This is a genomic window from Chryseobacterium sp. JV274, assembly GCF_903969135.1.
Lineage (GTDB): Bacteria > Bacteroidota > Bacteroidia > Flavobacteriales > Weeksellaceae > Chryseobacterium.
The window spans coordinates 175,995-193,191 of record NZ_LR824569.1; the positions used below are offsets into that span (position 1 = coordinate 175,995).

The 17,197-nt window shown below is 34.2% G+C and carries 17 protein-coding genes and 1 pseudogene; 13 read left to right on the forward strand and 5 right to left on the reverse strand.

From position 1 onward, the window contains the following. Positions 1-16: 16 nt before the first annotated feature. On the reverse strand, positions 17-742 hold the full coding sequence (locus tag CHRYMOREF3P_RS00820) for a YoaK family protein (protein WP_180563608.1): 726 nt from the start codon (positions 740-742) through the stop codon (positions 17-19). Between the two features lie 132 nt (positions 743-874). Continuing rightward, a complete protein-coding gene (locus CHRYMOREF3P_RS00825; RefSeq protein WP_180563609.1) occupies positions 875-1,558 on the reverse strand; it encodes a Crp/Fnr family transcriptional regulator in 684 nt (227 codons plus the stop codon). Positions 1,559-1,687: 129 nt separating this feature from the next. On the opposite strand from CHRYMOREF3P_RS00825, the gene pckA reads away from it, so the two are divergent. The 10 genes from pckA (at position 1,688) to CHRYMOREF3P_RS00875 (ending at position 12,076) form a co-directional block, all read left to right on the forward strand. Next, positions 1,688-3,271, forward strand: a complete 1,584-nt coding sequence (gene pckA, locus CHRYMOREF3P_RS00830; protein WP_180563610.1) for a phosphoenolpyruvate carboxykinase (ATP) — start codon at positions 1,688-1,690, stop codon at positions 3,269-3,271. 52 nt (positions 3,272-3,323) lie between these two features. Next, positions 3,324-3,707 carry a glycine cleavage system protein GcvH gene (gcvH, locus tag CHRYMOREF3P_RS00835; RefSeq protein WP_047383934.1) on the forward strand — a complete coding sequence of 128 codons (384 nt, stop codon included), beginning with the start codon at positions 3,324-3,326 and terminating at the stop codon, positions 3,705-3,707. After that, positions 3,708-4,805, forward strand: coding sequence for a glycine cleavage system aminomethyltransferase GcvT (gene gcvT / locus CHRYMOREF3P_RS00840; protein WP_180563611.1), 1,098 nt, complete (start codon positions 3,708-3,710; stop codon positions 4,803-4,805). A gap of 33 nt (positions 4,806-4,838) precedes the next feature. Then, complete coding sequence (locus CHRYMOREF3P_RS00845) at positions 4,839-5,210, forward strand: glycine cleavage system protein H (RefSeq protein ID WP_047383938.1); 372 nt, start codon at positions 4,839-4,841, stop codon at positions 5,208-5,210. Continuing rightward, a complete protein-coding gene (locus CHRYMOREF3P_RS00850; protein WP_047383940.1) occupies positions 5,207-5,803 on the forward strand; it encodes a methyltransferase domain-containing protein in 597 nt (198 codons plus the stop codon). The genes CHRYMOREF3P_RS00845 and CHRYMOREF3P_RS00850 overlap by 4 nt, the downstream gene beginning before the upstream one ends. Before the next feature lie 410 nt (positions 5,804-6,213). Further along, on the forward strand, positions 6,214-6,495 hold the full coding sequence (locus CHRYMOREF3P_RS00855; protein ID WP_180563612.1) for a helix-turn-helix domain-containing protein: 282 nt from the start codon (positions 6,214-6,216) through the stop codon (positions 6,493-6,495). A gap of 99 nt (positions 6,496-6,594) precedes the next feature. After that, entirely contained in the window at positions 6,595-8,049 is a 1,455-nt protein-coding gene (locus CHRYMOREF3P_RS00860; RefSeq protein ID WP_180563613.1) for a DUF3945 domain-containing protein, read from the forward strand. A gap of 20 nt (positions 8,050-8,069) precedes the next feature. Beyond that, on the forward strand, positions 8,070-10,157 hold the full coding sequence (locus tag CHRYMOREF3P_RS00865) for a type IA DNA topoisomerase (protein ID WP_180563614.1): 2,088 nt from the start codon (positions 8,070-8,072) through the stop codon (positions 10,155-10,157). Between the two features lie 295 nt (positions 10,158-10,452). Next, positions 10,453-11,361 carry a hypothetical protein gene (locus CHRYMOREF3P_RS00870; RefSeq protein ID WP_180563615.1) on the forward strand — a complete coding sequence of 303 codons (909 nt, stop codon included), beginning with the start codon at positions 10,453-10,455 and terminating at the stop codon, positions 11,359-11,361. 4 nt (positions 11,362-11,365) lie between these two features. Further along, positions 11,366-12,076 (forward strand): CBS domain-containing protein, encoded by a 711-nt coding sequence (locus tag CHRYMOREF3P_RS00875; protein ID WP_180563616.1) that lies wholly within the window; start codon positions 11,366-11,368, stop codon positions 12,074-12,076. Between the two features lie 95 nt (positions 12,077-12,171). Here the strand turns inward: CHRYMOREF3P_RS00875 and CHRYMOREF3P_RS00880 are convergent, their stop codons facing one another. Both CHRYMOREF3P_RS00880 and CHRYMOREF3P_RS00885 read right to left on the reverse strand, forming a co-directional pair. Next, positions 12,172-13,002, reverse strand: coding sequence for a restriction endonuclease (locus tag CHRYMOREF3P_RS00880; RefSeq protein WP_180563617.1), 831 nt, complete (start codon positions 13,000-13,002; stop codon positions 12,172-12,174). A 156-nt stretch (positions 13,003-13,158) separates the two neighbouring features. Then, complete coding sequence (locus tag CHRYMOREF3P_RS00885; RefSeq protein ID WP_180563618.1) at positions 13,159-13,632, reverse strand: hypothetical protein; 474 nt, start codon at positions 13,630-13,632, stop codon at positions 13,159-13,161. Between the two features lie 94 nt (positions 13,633-13,726). Between CHRYMOREF3P_RS00885 and CHRYMOREF3P_RS00890 the strand changes: the two are divergent. Continuing rightward, positions 13,727-14,905 (forward strand): annotated as a pseudogene (locus tag CHRYMOREF3P_RS00890) (DNA polymerase III subunit alpha); the annotation flags it as partial. Positions 14,906-14,939: 34 nt separating this feature from the next. Here the strand turns inward: CHRYMOREF3P_RS00890 and CHRYMOREF3P_RS00895 are convergent. Further along, a complete protein-coding gene (locus CHRYMOREF3P_RS00895; RefSeq protein ID WP_180563619.1) occupies positions 14,940-15,449 on the reverse strand; it encodes a hypothetical protein in 510 nt (169 codons plus the stop codon). Between the two features lie 106 nt (positions 15,450-15,555). Between CHRYMOREF3P_RS00895 and CHRYMOREF3P_RS00900 the strand changes: the two genes are divergently transcribed. Both CHRYMOREF3P_RS00900 and CHRYMOREF3P_RS00905 read left to right on the forward strand, forming a co-directional pair. Next, positions 15,556-16,173, forward strand: coding sequence for a hypothetical protein (locus tag CHRYMOREF3P_RS00900; protein ID WP_180563620.1), 618 nt, complete (start codon positions 15,556-15,558; stop codon positions 16,171-16,173). 8 nt (positions 16,174-16,181) lie between these two features. Beyond that, entirely contained in the window at positions 16,182-17,081 is a 900-nt protein-coding gene (locus tag CHRYMOREF3P_RS00905; protein ID WP_180563621.1) for a hypothetical protein, read from the forward strand. Positions 17,082-17,197 lie beyond the last annotated feature (116 nt).

The following is a 17,197-nucleotide window of genomic DNA, read 5'->3' on the forward strand; positions in this document are numbered from 1 at the left end:
AAATAAGAAAATGCAACTATCTCAACTTTCTTTTCAGGTGATAATACCGGAATAATAACCTATCATACCATACAGCAAATAATAAGAAAGTAGCAGGGAGAAGAAGTGTTTTCAGTTGAAATTGCTGATAGGTAAATCCCCCAATAATTCCCCCCAGAAAGAAACAGATGATGATCATTAGCTTTAAAAAAATGCTTTTATTTAATTGTATTTTTTTTCCTTTTTGCTGATGAAAAAATAGCTGAGATAGCTCAATTCCCAGATCGGTAAACAGCCCTGTGAGATGGGTAGTCCTTACCACAGACTGGGAAACCCGGGTAACAAGAGCATTCTGTAATCCCATAGCAAAAAGTAACGCCGAAGAAATGATGAGCGAGATAGAAGAATTTTTAGGCAGTATATCAGGTGAAAAGGCTATGATAATTATAATTATAATTTCAATGGACAAAGGAATGATATAAGATGTATGGAGTTTATGCTTTGTAGCCCATTCTGTGATAACCCCGGAAACAAAGGCTCCCAGCAAGAAAAATAGGATATACAGCAGATAAAAAAGTGCCATTTTATAATTCTTTATAAGCAGCTCTTCAGAAAAATAGGCGAAATGTCCTGTTACATTGGTAGTCAGGGTACTTACGGAAAGTACCCCAGTGATATTCACCAATCCTGCAACACAGGACAGAATAGAGGCCAGCTTTAAATTGTGGGAATATGTTCGTCCTTTCCCTTTATGTCTAAACATACGTCATTTCTTTAAGCAATGGACACTATAAATAATATAGAAGAGAGATAACTCTCAGTGTAAAATTATTCCCTAACCATTCATTATGAATCAAAAAAATCCTCAAAATATCCAAAGACACTATCTCTTTTGTTAAAGATTAGCGATACGTGTCAGTCTTTTTATATCTTTCAGCTCTATTTTTCTTCCTTCCATCACAATAAGCTGCTCTTCCCTAAAATCATGCAGGATACGGGCTAATGTTTCCCTTGCTGTCCCTACCATATTGGCTAAGTCAACGCGGGATAATGTAATATATACATTTTCTGCAATATTATTTTTTGATTTGTATTTATTATGAAGAATCAATAAGCTGAGGGCTGCACGTTCCCTGACAGTTCGTTGGGATAAAATAGTCATCAGGTTAGCCATTACACTAAACTCATGGCTCAGGCTTTTGAGAAGAAATTTAGAAAAAACTTTCGATTCTTCAAGAATATGCAAAAAATCTTCTTTTGGGATAAACGCGATAATAGAACTTTCAATGACCTGAGTGGTATCGCCATAAGAATAATTACTTAAGATGGCTGAATATCCAAAAAACTCCCCGGCATTATAGATATAAATAATCTGCTCCCTTCCGTCATTGTCAACCTTATATTTTTTTACCTTTCCTTCTTTCAAATAAAAGATACCATTAGGAATAGTCCCTTCAGTAAATATAGCATCGTTTTTACGGTAGTTTTTAATCTGCATCACTTTTTGAAGCATTTCTTTATCGTATGTTGAAAGCTCCTCAAAAAGATATTGATTATTAAAAATAAATTTTGAAATCATGATTTACTAATTTACACATTTTTACCCTAACTTAAATTTGACTTAAATCACATTTATAAAAGATTTACATCCTTCCTATTCCTTTATAAAGCTTCTAATTTTGTAGGCATAACAAACCAGAACTAATTAATGGAATATTTGGAATCTCTAAAAAATATTGGAATTGTACCCAGTAAAGAAGTCTATTGGAATTTATCTGTCTCACAGCTGATTTCACAAACCTTAAAACAAAATCAGGGGATTATTACAAGTTCAGGAGCCTTGGCTTGTGATACAGGTGAATTTACAGGCCGTTCACCAAAGGATAAGTTTATAGTTAAGGATGATACAACCAAGGACTCTATTTGGTGGGGAGAGGTTAACCATCCTTTTATACCGGAAGACTTTGACAGATTGTATGATGATGTTATTACCCATCTTTCTGGTAGAGATATTTATGTCAGAGATGCCTATGCCTGCGCCAAACCTGAATACAGACTAAATATAAAGGTTATCACTGAAACGCCATGGGCCAATTTATTTGTTAATAATCTGTTTTTAAGACCGGAAGCAAAGGAGTTGGAAACATTTCAGCATGAATGGTTGGTTCTTAATGCTCCGGATTTCAAAGCTGTTCCCGAGACCCATAAAACCCGTCAGCATAATTTTACAATCATCAATTTTACAAAAAAAATAATCCTTATTGGGGGAAGTGCTTACACCGGGGAAATCAAAAAGGGAATTTTTACAGTACTAAACTATATCCTTCCTTTTGAGAAAAATGTACTTTCTATGCACTGCTCGTCCAATGTAGGAGCTACTGGTGATACCGCTGTATTTTTCGGACTTTCCGGAACGGGAAAAACCACTCTTTCTGCAGATCCGTCAAGACAGCTGATTGGAGATGATGAACATGGATGGGATCATGAAAGTGTATTTAACTTTGAAGGGGGCTGTTATGCTAAATGTGTTAACCTGAGTGAGGAAAAAGAGCCGCAGATATTTTCTGCCATACATTCTGGAACTTTGCTTGAAAACGTGCGCTTTTTTGACGGAACCGATATTGTAGATTATGATAATGTTTCCGTAACAGAAAACACAAGAGCTGCTTATCCTATTGACTTTATTGAGAATGTGATACATCCTTCCATAGGGAAAACTCCCAATAATATTTTCTTTTTAACCTGCGATGCTTTTGGAGTTCTTCCTCCAATATCGAAACTATCAGTAGGGCAGGCGATGTATCATTTTATTTCCGGATATACTGCTAAGGTGGCAGGAACTGAGGCTGGAATTACGGAACCTCAGACTACATTTTCGGCGTGTTTTGGAAAACCCTTTTTACCGCTTCATCCTACAAAATATGCTGAACTGTTAGGAAAGAAGTTAAAAGATAACAACATCAATGTATGGCTTATTAATACCGGCTGGTCCGCTGGTGCCTATGGTACCGGGGAACGTATCAAACTTGCTTATACCAGGGTTATGATTTCGGCCGTACTTGAAAATAAATTGGACCACGTAGATTTCGTACAGGATGCTGTATTTGGACTGCAGATGCCTGTAGAGTGCGAAGGAGTTCCTTCTGAGATTCTAAACCCTAAAAATACCTGGGATGACCAGTTGGCATATGATGAAAAAGCATTACACCTTGCCACCCAGTTTGCAGAAAACTTTAAATCGTTCGTGTTTTTTGCCGATGAAGAAACAATAACAGGAGGACCCTTAGTCTAAAATGACATTAACTCATTGAATAAATATATAAATTAAAAAAAGAACTGTAAGAATGAACATTCCAGAAAACCTCCTGTACACTGAAGATCACGAGTGGGTTCGATTAGAAAACAATACGGCTTATATCGGAATTACCGATTTTGCTCAGCATGAATTAGGAGATATTGTCTATGTTGAAATTGAAACATTGGGAGAAAATTTAAAGCAACATGAAGTATTTGGGACAGTTGAAGCTGTGAAAACAGTATCAGACCTGTTTTTGCCTCTTGCCGGAGAAATAATGGAAATCAATCCAAAATTGGAAGCCAGTCCTGAATTGGTCAACTCAGACCCTTACGGGGAAGGCTGGATGGTCAAAATTAAGGTGGAAAATCTTTTTGATGCAGAAGGATTGTTAAGATCTGGTTCATATTCATCTTTAATAGACTTATCATAAATGGGAACTGTAAAACTAAAGAAAACGGCATTTAATGCCATTCATCATGCTCTTGGAGGGAAAATGGTAGAATTTGCAGGCTATGAAATGCCTGTTCAATACAAAGGCGTAACACATGAGCATGAAGTGGTTAGAAATAATGTCGGGGTTTTTGATGTGTCTCATATGGGAGAGATCTCAATACAGGGGAAAGGCTCTTTGGAACTTATTCAAAAAATCACTACTAATGATGTCTCAAAACTTTATCCCGGAAAAGTACAGTACAGCTGTATGCCCAATGATACCGGAGGTATAGTTGATGATCTCTTGGTTTATAAAATAAACAAAAATGATTACCTATTGGTGGTTAATGCTTCCAACATCCAAAAAGATCTGGAATGGATCATAAGCCATAACTCTTTTGGAGCGGAGGTAACCAATATTTCGAATTCCGTTTCTTTATTAGCTATTCAGGGGCCAAAATCGATAGACGTTTTACAGAAGTTGACGGATATCAATTTGAAGGATATGGAATATTACACATTCACAATAGGTGAATTTGCCCATATTCCAAATGCTTTGGTTTCTGCAACAGGATATACAGGAGAATCCGGGTTTGAAATTTATGTAGAGAACAGATATGCAGCTCACTTATGGGAAGCCATATTTGAAGCCGGAAAAGATGAAGGTATTGAACCTATCGGGCTGGCGGCAAGGGATACCCTGCGTTTGGAAATGGGGTATTGCCTTTATGGAAATGATATTGATGATACAACTTCTCCATTGGAAGCAGGATTAGGATGGATCACAAAATTTACAAAAGATTTTGTGTATAGCGGATTTTTAAGCCTCCAAAAGGAAAAGGGAGTCACTAAAAAATTGATAGGTTTTGAAATAAAAGATAAAGGAATTCCCCGTCACGGTTATGAAATATGGGACAGTAGCCATCAAATTATTGGAGTGGTAACCTCCGGAACTCTTTCACCTACACTAAAAAAAGGAATAGGGATGGGTTATGTTGCAGCTGATAGCTCTAAGATTGGAAATGAAATTTTTATCAATATCAGAAATAAGACGGTCAAAGCTATTATTGTTAAAACTCCATTTATTAAAAAATAGATCCATTTACAAACTAATCAGATTAATAATCATATGCTTGTTCCCAAGAACCTTTATTATACGGAAAACCATTTGTGGCTGAGAAAAATCGGATTATACGATTTTTGTGTTGGAATTACAGATTTCGCTCAAAAGGAAATAGGAGAAATTCACCTTGTTGAATTTAATTTGCAGAAGAAAAACTTAAAAAAAGGAACTGTTTTTGGGACTGTTTATGGAATCAATAAGACTTTTCAGTTGGTTGCTCCCTGTGACACAAAAATTATGGAAGTTAATCAAAATATAGCTGTAATGCCATCCCATATTAATACAGATTCTTATAACTGCTGGTTTTTAATTTTTTCTACCTACATATCTACGAATGAGCTTTTAACTTATGAGGACTATATACAAATAATAAAATGATTTTTAAACAGCTTAGAGAGAATATGGATGTAAAGGATGCCGTTTTTAATGAACTTTATCCTCCCAATATAAAAGCGGCAGCGGAAAGACACTGGACTCCAGTAACGGTTGCCCGAATGGCGGCAGAATATCTGGTAGAAGAGTCCGGAAAAAAAGTTCTTGATATTGGGGCAGGGGCTGGAAAGTTTTGCCTGGTAGGTGCAGCTTCTACCAAAGGATTTTTCTATGGTGTAGAACAAAGAGCTTCACTTACTAAAATATCAAGGAAAATAGCAGACCGACATAATATCACCAATGTAGAATTTATCAACTCCAATATCAATGAAATTGATTTTTCTGATTTTGAAGCCTTTTACTTTTTCAATTCTTTTTTTGAAAATATAGATACCTCTAATCCGATTGATGATTCAATACTTCCTGATAAGAATTTATATAATATTTATTCAGGTTATGTGAAAGAACAATTAGAAACAACTCCTGTCGGAACCCGTTTGGTTACGTATTGGAGTAAGTGGGACGAAATTCCGAGAAGTTTTGATCTGGTAGATTCAGCTTGTAACGGATTTTTAAGCTTTTGGAAAAAAATATACTGACTTTAAGCATTATGGTTGGCTGGTCTGAGAAAGCATGAATAATAATGAACTTAGATTTGTCTTTTAATAAGGTTAGATTATTTAATTTTTTATAAACAGAGATACATAGGTCTGAATATTATGTATATTTTTTTTGGGTATTGCTACAATTTTGTAGCAATACCTTTTTTGTAATTGATTTTGTTTACAATTATAGCATATTTGAAATTAAAACTTTCCAACTATCATTATTTTTTAGGTTTCCTTTATGAGGAGACTTTTTTATACCACTGATAGAATTAAAATTTTTTACACTTTTAGTTTAAAATCGGAGTTTGTGAAAAATCTCTTCGTAACTATGAAAAAGTAGTGATTTTATACGATTTCTCTTGTTCAATTTTACATGAGCAACAATCATAAAAATCACCATTATGAATATTGAAAGAACAGAATTTATCGCCTGGATGGAAAGAATTATGGAAAGATTTGACATACTGAAAGAGCAAATGTTTAAGAACCAATCCAGATTTATAGAAGTAGACGGAGAGCAGCTTCTGGATAATCAAGATGTTTTACAGCTTTTAAAGATAAGTTCCAGATCATTACAGCGGTACCGGACTGATAAAAAGCTGCCTTACTATACCATCAGTGGAAAGCTGTACTATAAGCTTTCGGATGTCCATCAATTGATCAGAGAATGCTTAAATTCTTGATAGTATTAAAGACATCAACAGCCAAATTATTCATCACCATTCCGATCTTTTAGAGCCTCTTAATTGAGTCTATACCTTCGTTCCATTAAATAAAATACAATGGAAGATGAAATAATAAACGCTCAGGAGTCCGGTGAACTAAAACCATCAGCAGATACACTCCTTGTCCTGAACATTCATACCAACCAGGTTGAGATGGTCAAAGGTGTAGATAAAGAAGGGAATCTTCAAAAGTTTCCTCCACAAGGAAAAAAGGATAATGAGCAGCTGATCAGAGTAGATAAGCACGGCGATCTATTCTCCAACTTCTTTTCCAACTTTTACCGGCAGCTTAAAAATCCTACGCATTTCAACTTTTTCAAAGTTTCAGAATACGATGCTGTTAATACTGCCAATGATCTTCAGAAATATATTGATCAGGTATCTCCTGAAGAAAAAGAAAAGCTGAAAGACTACGAAATTTTACCGCAACATAACAATAATCCAAAAAATCAAAATACAATGGACAACAACACAGAAAATCAGGAGTATCGTTTTCAGCCTGAACAGATCGACTGGAAAACGATGGAAAAATTCGGACTTAATCAGGAGAAGCTTGAAAAAATGAATGCGATGGATTCATTACTCAGAGGATTTAAAACCAATACATTAATTCCCATCACCATTAATCTGGGAACGGCAGTAAGCAAAATGGATGTTCGATTATCTCTTCAGACAGGAGATACTGGACAGGTTGCCGTTCATCTGCATGGAATCCGAAAAGAGCCCAGTCTCAATAATAAATTTCTGGGTCACCAGTTCACGGATGAAGATAAAAAGAATCTGAAAGAAACCGGGAATATGGGCAGGGTAGTAGATCTGGTCAATCCTAAAACAGATGAAATCATTCCATCTGTCATTAGCCGTGACCGTTTAACCAATGAATTGGTTGCCTATAGAGCGGAGCACATGAAAATCCCTGATGAAATCAAAGGAATTAGGCTTGATGAACATCAGAAACAAACCCTATTGGAAGGAGGTCCATTGTATCTTGAAGGCATGACCTCCAAAAAAGGAGAACTTTTCGATGCTACCGTACAGTTCAATGCAGATAAGCGGTATGTAGAGTTTATATTCAACAATAACCAGATACCGCAACAAAGTCAACAACATCATTATAACCAACAGCAAACTCAACCTACGGATAAAGAAGCACCCAAAGTATTCAGAGGAAAAGAACTGGGTGATTCACAGTATGAAAAGTTCAAAGCCGGGCAAACCGTATACGTTGACGGTCTTACCGATGCTAAAGGTAAAGCCTATCAAGGCTATATTACCTTCAATAAAGAAACCTTTAAAACCGATTTCTCCTTCAATCATCCTAATAAACTTAAAGAAGAGGCAAAACCTACAGAAGATCATAAAACCCAAACTGCGGTTAACACCCAGGGTAAAACCAATGAAGCTACTACAAATGTGAAGGAGCCTTTAGAATCAAAACAGCAGCAGCCTGCCAATAAACAACAGGAGGATCTGCAAAAAAAGGTTAGAAAACCCAGAGGACAAAAACTATAATAACTATCTAAATTCATCATATGAAAGCAATCATCGCAGAAAAACCAAGTGTCGCAAGAGAAATCGCACAATTATTAGGAGCCCATGAAAAAAAAGACGGCTATCTGTCCGGTAACGGCTATTGTGTCACCTGGGCATTGGGACATCTGATCGCATTAGGAATGCCGGAGGATTATGATATAAGAGGCTTTAACAAAGCCTCTTTGCCTATCTTTCCCAACCCTTTTATTCTAACTCCCAAAAAGCTAAAGAAAGCAAAAGGCTATGAGCCTGATCCTTCGGCTTTAAAACAACTCAACACCATAAAGCAAGTCATCAGTCAATGCAGCAGTATTATTGTCGCAACAGATGCAGGAAGGGAAGGGGAGTTGATCTTCCGCTATATCTATCACTACATAGAATGCAACAAACCTTTCGAAAGACTCTGGATCAGCTCCCTTACCGAAAAGGCAATACAGGACGGATTTAAAAACCTTCAGCCAGGCGATGCCTTTGACGGTTTGTATCAAGCTGCTAAAGCCAGAAGCGAAGCAGACTGGCTGGTAGGAATCAATGCTACTCAGGCATTAACCATCGCAGGAAACCAAGATGTTTATTCATTAGGCAGAGTACAAACACCAACTCTTGCTTTAATCTGTCAACGGTTTCTTCAGCATCAAAACTTCACCAAGCAAAAATACTTTCAGATTCAGCTGAGCTACAGAAAAGAATATACAGACTTCACCAGTCTTTCGCTATCACAATGGGAGGAAAAAAAGCAGGCAGAACAAATCCAAAAGATTATAGAGCGGGAGGGAAGAGCTGTTGTGGAAGATGTATCTGTTAAAACAGTACAGGAGCAATCTCCATTACTTTTCGACCTCACGGAATTACAGAAAGAAGCCAACAGGAAACTGGGGCTTTCTGCTGATGAGATTTTACAAACAGCCCAAAGCCTCTATGAGAAACAGTTCATCACTTACCCCAGAACCGGCAGCAAGTATATTCCTGAAGATGTATGGAGTGATATTCCTGAGCTGGTCAGAATACTGAATCAGACAGAACCCTTCAAAACAGCCGTAACCCATTTAAAATTCGGAAACTTCAACAAGAGAATAGTCAATGATCTAAAAGTTACCGACCATCATGGATTACTCATAACCACTAAAACACCTTCTGCACTTAGTGCTACGGAAAAAGCCATTTACGAGATGATTGCATACCGCTTATTGGAATCCCTATCCCATACCTGTATAAAACAAGCCACCCAGATCCAGATAAAAGTCCATCATTATGAATTTCAGATCAAGGGATCAAAAATACTCAATCAAGGCTGGCGAGCCATCAAAGGGATTCTTTCTGACAATGAAAATTCTAATAATATAGATGAAGCCCTTACAGAACTACTGGAATTCAAAACAGGAGATGAGCTCAAAATATCAAAAACAGAATTATTGGAAAAAGTTACACAACCACCAAAACTTTTTACTGAAGCCGACCTTTTATCTGCGATGGAAAATGTGGGTAGATCTATTGAGAATAAAGAAGAACAGAAAGCGCTATCCAATATCGGCATCGGAACACCAGCTACAAGAGCCTCCATTATGGAAACCCTGCTCAGCAGAAATTATATTATCAGAAAAAGCAAAACATTAATTCCCACCGATAAAGGTTTACAAGTTTACAACCTGGTCAAAGACAAAAAAATAGCCAATGTCCAAATGACCGCAGAATGGGAAATAATGCTTGATAAAATTGAAAAAGGAGAACTCAATAAAACTCAATTCATCAACGACATCCAACACTACACAGCAGAAATCACCAATGAACTCTTATCACTTCATATTCCCCAAGAAGATATTCCCCAACTCAAATGCCCCAGATGCCAACAACACAATCTTATTATCAAGGATAAAATTGTCAAATGCCCCGATGATCAGTGCAGTTGGATTCTCTTCAGAACCATATGCGGAGTACAACTCAGTAGTAAAGATCTTACCTTATTATTAACTCAAAACAAAACATCACTCATCAAAAACATGAAAAGCAAAAACGGTAAAAAGTTTGATGCTTACTTATTACTGAAGGATGATTTCAGTACATCATTTGAATTTGGAAATAAGAATTAATTTCAAAAAATTAATAGAATAAAGAAGCAGCCGATAGGCTGCTTCTTTATTCTACATTTTATCCAATTCTTTTAATTCCTTAAAATAAAGTCTAAAATATTTACTACTTTTTTTTGAATTTTGTTAGCCATTATGATAGTGATATAGTAGGAAATTAGATTATAATAATGTAATACAATTATTTAAAAAGTATAGTTAAGTATTATGGTATAATGATTAGTAAAATCTTAATAATATTTTTTTATAGTATTGTAAAGTAATATTTATTATTTAAATTTAAAAATATTTCAAAACCATGAAGACATTTATACAAATCAAAATTAACTTTTTGAAACTTTGCTTTGTTATTGTATTTTCAACTATTTCATGTATCAAAACATACGCCCAAAAATTTGAAGATATATTTTTAGCTAACGATTTTGTACTTTATAAAAATACAAAGGTAAAATTAAAACAAGATCTCATTGGAGTCAACTTTAGTCACAATTTTTATGGTGATCTAAAAGATCTTCAAAAAGATTATGATAATAAGGTATTATATCCCTCAGCAGCATATAATTTTCAAACGGAAAAAGATTCTTTAAAAAATAGAGTTTTCATTATTGAAAATATTATTGGCAAAGACGGAAAAACATTTAATACAGAAAACTCAGGTTATTTTGATTCTCCTATTTTTATCTTGAAAGATGAAGTAAAAGCCCAAACCATTTACTATAAATACGATAAAAAGTTTGAACATAACTTCCCTTTTTTAGTTGCTGATATAAATTACCCTGTAGATTTTTTTTGCTCCCAACTCTCAGAAAATGATGATGATTTTACCAATGAAAAAACTATTAGAACCCCAATGACGGAAGGCAACAATTTAGCTCCCGCATCTTTAACAAAGGTTTCAAAAAAAGGAAGACCATCTGCTTATTACCTAAGTTTAAGAGCTTATGGCAATACGGTTAATGTAAATGAACGAGGGGTAATTCTAATATTTGAAGACAATACTAAATGGATTAAAAACGCAGAGATAGATGTGGAAGCATATAAAGATAGTTATGAATATTCAGTATTTATAACTTTATCTCAAAATGATCTTAAGCTGTTTTCGACTAAGCGAATAAAAAAATTTAGACTGTACATATATGATGCTACCCTTAATGCAGGTTTTGCCAGTAAATTTTTGAATTATACAAAGTGCTTGTTAAAAAGATAATAATATGACAAATGCAGAAAAATTTTTAGATATTTATAATCAACTTGATAAATTTCTAAAAAATGGTAACAATCAGAATCATGAAACTTTTGCCTCAAAAATAAAAAGTAGCAAAAATTCAATTATAAAATCTTACCGAGATAAATTGATAGATTATGGAGAACTTAGAAACGCTATAACACACACACCTAAATTAGGTGGCAATTATATTGCAGAACCTCTGGGAGAAGTTGTTAATGAGTTTGCCATGATTTTACAAAAATTATTAAATCCACAAAAGGTTATTCCTTTATTTTCTTTTGAAGTGACTGGAGCTAACGAAAACGAGAGACTAGATAAAATTTTGAACATAATGAGGGAAAAATCTTTTTCGCAATTTCCCGTATTTGACGAAGGTGGAATGGTTACGGAGCTAATTAATACAAATACAATTTCAAGATGGTTAGGAAAAAATATTAATCAGAATGAAATCATGGTGGAAAATCCTATTATCAAAGAATTGATAGTCGATATTGAGTTTAAGAAAAATTTTAAATTTATATCGAGAGACTGCGATATTTATACTGCCTATGATTTGTTTATTGATCAAATAAATATCCATAAAAGAAATCTCGATGTATTATTTATTACAAACAGCGGTAGTGAAAATGAAAAATTATTAGGATTAATTACTATAGAAGATATTGCTAATAAAGTTAAGAACGTTCACTCATAATAGAGTTCTGAACACGATTGCAGCATAGTGAAGAAATTGTTTAATATTAAAGCGTAAGATTTTACAATACTGTATTCGACTATTCGTTGTGGTTTTTAAAAAGTTTGTTCATAAAGAACTTCCTGCAAATCCTGTAAAGGGGTCCAAATTCCAGATTTAACTTTCAGGTAAGTATGGCATAGTGTGACGATTTTTTGTTCATCTCCAAACTTAATTTTTTTTCTTTCTAACTCTGTTAAACCTTCAAAAGCATTTGAGGTAAAACCGTATGTTGATAAAAACAAACCACTCTCTCTCTTTTCCTTGCAAATCACTTTTAGAAATTCCTTCACGGATTTTTGACCTACTAGCTGTTTGGATTTCCAGTGCTTAATCTCGACGATATACTTAATGGGACGTCCATTTTTTACGATCTCCAAAATAATATCCTTACCTCCATCTTTGCTTGATGGTGTAAGGGTTACATGAAATGCCAAACCCTCAAATAGCTCAGCTATTGTTTTCTCGAATTCTCTCCATTCTATTTTTAACAAAAAGTTGGGATCTTCTGCTATTTTTTCAATAAATGTTTTGCTTACAATTTTGATGATATCTTCATATTCATAGGTGTTTAGTTCAGATTCTATTTCTATTTTAGATGTCCAAGTTTTAAGATCATCTAAGGTTAATAGTTCCACTTTTAAAGGATCAGTACTATTTACAAAACGATAGCATGAATAGGTAAATGCTACGGGCGCAAACATAATAAGACGATCATACGGATAATTGAATGCGAATGAAACTCTCTCGTGGACACGTTCTTCTGTAATGTTTTCAGTCGAGTTTTGAAGAGAAATACATATTCTGTCTCGTGAATCCTTTGAAACACATAAAATCAAAATTACTTGTATCAGGACTTGGATTAAAGATTGTTGTAAAGCCATCATTAGATAATAATTTCGAAATGACCTGATGAAATGTAAAGCAAATTTCCCGATCGTCTTTTGGACTTGTTATAGAATTTTCTAAAACAAGAATATCACGTACAAGCTGATCTTTTGTTGAGGGAGTCATAATTTTAATGGTTAACGAAAGTTATAATCCTAGAAATTCCAGTCCAGCATTTCTATTTTTTGAAAAAAGAAAGAATCCATATATTTCCAAATGCCTCCGGTCTGACCATACACCATATTTTCCCCTTGTTCATTCTGATAAAGCATGCGCAACAATATTTCTTTTGTATATTCAGTTTCATTGAATAATATAATCACTTTTACTTTTATTTCTGCAATTGCCGGTGCCTGATGTTCAACGGATAATATTTCAAAAGATTTTAAGTTCTTTTTTTCAAAGACTTTTCGAACTCTTCCCGCTTCCTTACCTATATTAAATTCATTTGAAAATAAACAAATCTGTTTAGCCATCTGCCCATAGTTGTTTTTCTGCCAATTTATTAAAAAACGGACAGCATCTCTTTCCGGAGTATATTCTTCGTAATCTACTTCGTTTCCTTGAGCTGGAAAATCTTGGTTTACTATAGGTTTTCTATCTTTCCAGTAGTCCATATGTTTATCCATATCTTTTATCTTCAATTTGTGTTGTTGATAGTTGGAAATGGTATCTTTTAGATCTGAAAAAGTTTCTTTTAAAGTAGGAGTGTTTTTTTCTTTAAGGGGACGTTCTCTGGCGGCACTTCAGAAAGTGAAAGATCATTTTTTTTAATCCTGCAGAGCAAAAGGGCATCCTGAACAGCTGTCTAAAGAAGTCTACCGCCAGATAGAATCTTTTGCCGGCTATTCGTTTTGTAAAGCACATTCCGCATCTTATGCCGTTGAAAGCTACCAGAGCCTATTCCTTAAAGTCTATTATCCTATCGAGTTCATGGTGTGCGCCATCAATAATGGCGGTGGCTTTTACAGAACGGAAGTTTATGTGCATGAAGCTAAGATGTCGGGAGCTACCATTAATAACCCCTGTGTTAATCTCAGTGAATGGCAGACCACAGTATATGGGACTGATGTCTATCTGGGACTGATGCATATCGAAAAACTGGAGGGAAGACTGGCTCAGTTAATTCCTGAAGAAAGAAAAAAGAATGGGGGATACCGATCCTTAGAGAACTTTGTCAAGAGAATTCCTATAGGCATCGAAACATTACAGATCCTGATTTTTATCGGTGCATTCCGGTTTACAGGAAAACAAAAACATGAACTGCTTATTGAAGCAAGATTTTTATTAGGGAATAATAAAGAGGTTTACCGGCAGCCTACCTTACTGGATGAGCCACAGAAAAGCTATCACCTTCCTAAGATTGAAAGAAATAAGTTTGAAGATGCTTTTGATGAAATAGAAATTCTCGGGTTTCCGGTTTCCTTTTCTCCTTTTGATCTTCTGCAGACAAAATACCGTGGATCAGTCATGGCTAAGAATCTGATACAATACCATAAGAAGCAGGTGAAAATGCTGGCTTATCTGATTTCGAGAAAACATGTTCCTATCAAAAATAAACGGGATGGAAATAAAAAGGATGAAATGTTTTTTGGAACCTGGATTGATGCAGAAGGCGAGTATTTTGATACTGCTCATTTTCCGGATTCTCTTAAACAATATCCTTTTCAGGGCGGAGGATGTTATCTGCTGTTGGGAACTGTGGAAGTCGACTTCCATTTTCCTACGATTACCATTCATAAAATGGCAAAAATGCCTTTCATTCCCGATCCCAGATATTCAATGGATCAGGAAAAATCTCAGGAAATAATAAGGAATCTTAGGGAAGATGTTAGTATGACCTTCAGAAAACCTTATCCACAGGAACATGAGATTGGGTTGCCGAGGGAAAAGATGAGGTAAACCGTATTCAATAACAAATTAAGTTAATAAAATACTAAGGGAATATTTTCATCAGTTCCTGTTTAATTTGTTTGATTTTAGCATCATGTCTATCTTTAGTATCGGATAAGTTTTGATCTGCATTAATTGCTACAAAATTGATTTTAGGAATCGTTTTACCCGAATTAATAATATTATCAATCATTAGTTTTGCATGATGTTCCCATTTGTATTCCAGAAGGAATAAATGAAGCTGATCATAATTTTGAAATATTGGATTACTTAGTAAATCAATAAACTTATTCTTTGGGTGCATGGTAGGGCATAGTGCAGTAAATAAATTTAAGTCTGACACTTTTTCATTAGTTATTCTCTTACTAATAACTTGTGTCCAAGTACTCCAGTAATCATCATTTGAATGAGTTTCTACAGTGAAATTTGCATTTATCCCTCCGATTTTATAATGTTTTCCTTGATAATACTTTTTTCTATTATTAAATAAATCTTCAATTATTGTGGTCTTACCCCAATTGTTGAAACCTGTTATAAAAATTGCTTGTTTCATATCTTAAATTTATACAAATATGATTAATAAAATTAAAAATATAATCATCTAATTAATATCTGCAAAAAAGGTGTAAATTAACTGTCAACTATTTAAACTATTAATCATGAAAACAACATCTCAAACTGATGGTGCAAATCACTTTGTACTAAAATGGTTATTTCTTGTACCTCTGCTTTCCTTAGCAGTTTCCATCTTTCTTTATTTAAAAGGTTTTATACCTTACGAAATTTTTTTAATTACATTAATTAGTCTTGTTATTTGCCTTGTTTCTAGTTTTATTGCACTAAAAATGAGAAAGAAAAAGCAAGGTATAATAGCTTTATGGGTCTTTTTTATTTTTTTGTTTTTAAGTCATATTAGTGTCGTTTTAAATATTTTACCTCCGAGTTTGGAAAACTACAATCCAATAACCCCAATGGCTACTAAAAAGATTAATATAGCAACATATATGGCAAATCCTCTAAATAGCTCAGAACAAAAAGTTAAGACAGCAATTTTATTTGCATGGGGAGATAATACACCAGACATCTCAAAGGTGGCAAATGATAAAAAAATTTCAGATTATAAACTCAATGAAGGTCAAGTTTTCTTTTTGACAGACTACCTTAATATTGCAGTGATTTCAGCTAAACCCAATGGGAAAAGACTTCATCCAGCTGACGTTAAATCCAGCAAGAATATACAGGGACTAATTGATTTGTTAGAAAAAACAATTAAATAATAATTGCTATGAAAAAGACATTAACCTATACAATTATTTTTTTATCATTTTTTGATTTGGTATTTTCTCAGGATAAAAAACAAAATGATACAGAACAAACTAAAAAGTGGGCATTCGAAAATATTACTATTGGTCAGTCGATGGCAACTTCTGAGGAGCAAGAACTACCAGCACAGTTATCGGTCACTTTTCCAAAAGGAAAAAAAGCATCTTATCTGATCAATACAGGAATTAACATCAATTTTAAAATAGATCGATGGCCGAAATTATTAGGTTCCTTCACGGGAGAATATCACAGAAATACTCTTACTGACAAAGAACAGAATAATATACAACTTGGTATCAAAGGACATTATAATTTCGCTTCAGAACCTGAAACAAAATATATCTTAATTTTTGATCCGCAATTTAGTAGGGATTTTGTTGAAGATAAAAATTCAATTCAATCTAATCTACTTTTTACCTGGGTAACTAACAATAAACCTTTAAATTTTGGCGCGCATAATTATTTAAACAAAAAGGAAACAATAGCTACTAAAATATCTATCATTGCAGGTGCACAATTTCAAAATGTATTTCACGGAGATGCAAACCAAGATTTACGTGGTTTTAAATTTCGTCCAATAGGTACTGTAAATGCAGGCATCTATTTTTTAAGAAATGAAAGTGATCCGACAGATCCCGTTGTTGATATCACTGCCGCTTATACACAGAGATTAATAGTGATAAATTCCACGGCTGATTCTGAAAAGAATACTTATCAGTTCACTTCAAGTATAAACTATTACATTGCAACTAATCCGGTAAAATTATCTATTGGAGGAACATTTCTTGATGGATCTGATCCTTATACTGCATTAAAACAACAACAATATTTCTTGATATCTTTTAATGTATTCCTCAATTAAAAAGAAAATGATCCAAAACTAATTTTCAGCTAAAATCCGGATACTTATATTATATTTATTAAATTTAAATATGATATAAGTACAATTAATATAGAAGTAATTAAATTTAATAACCA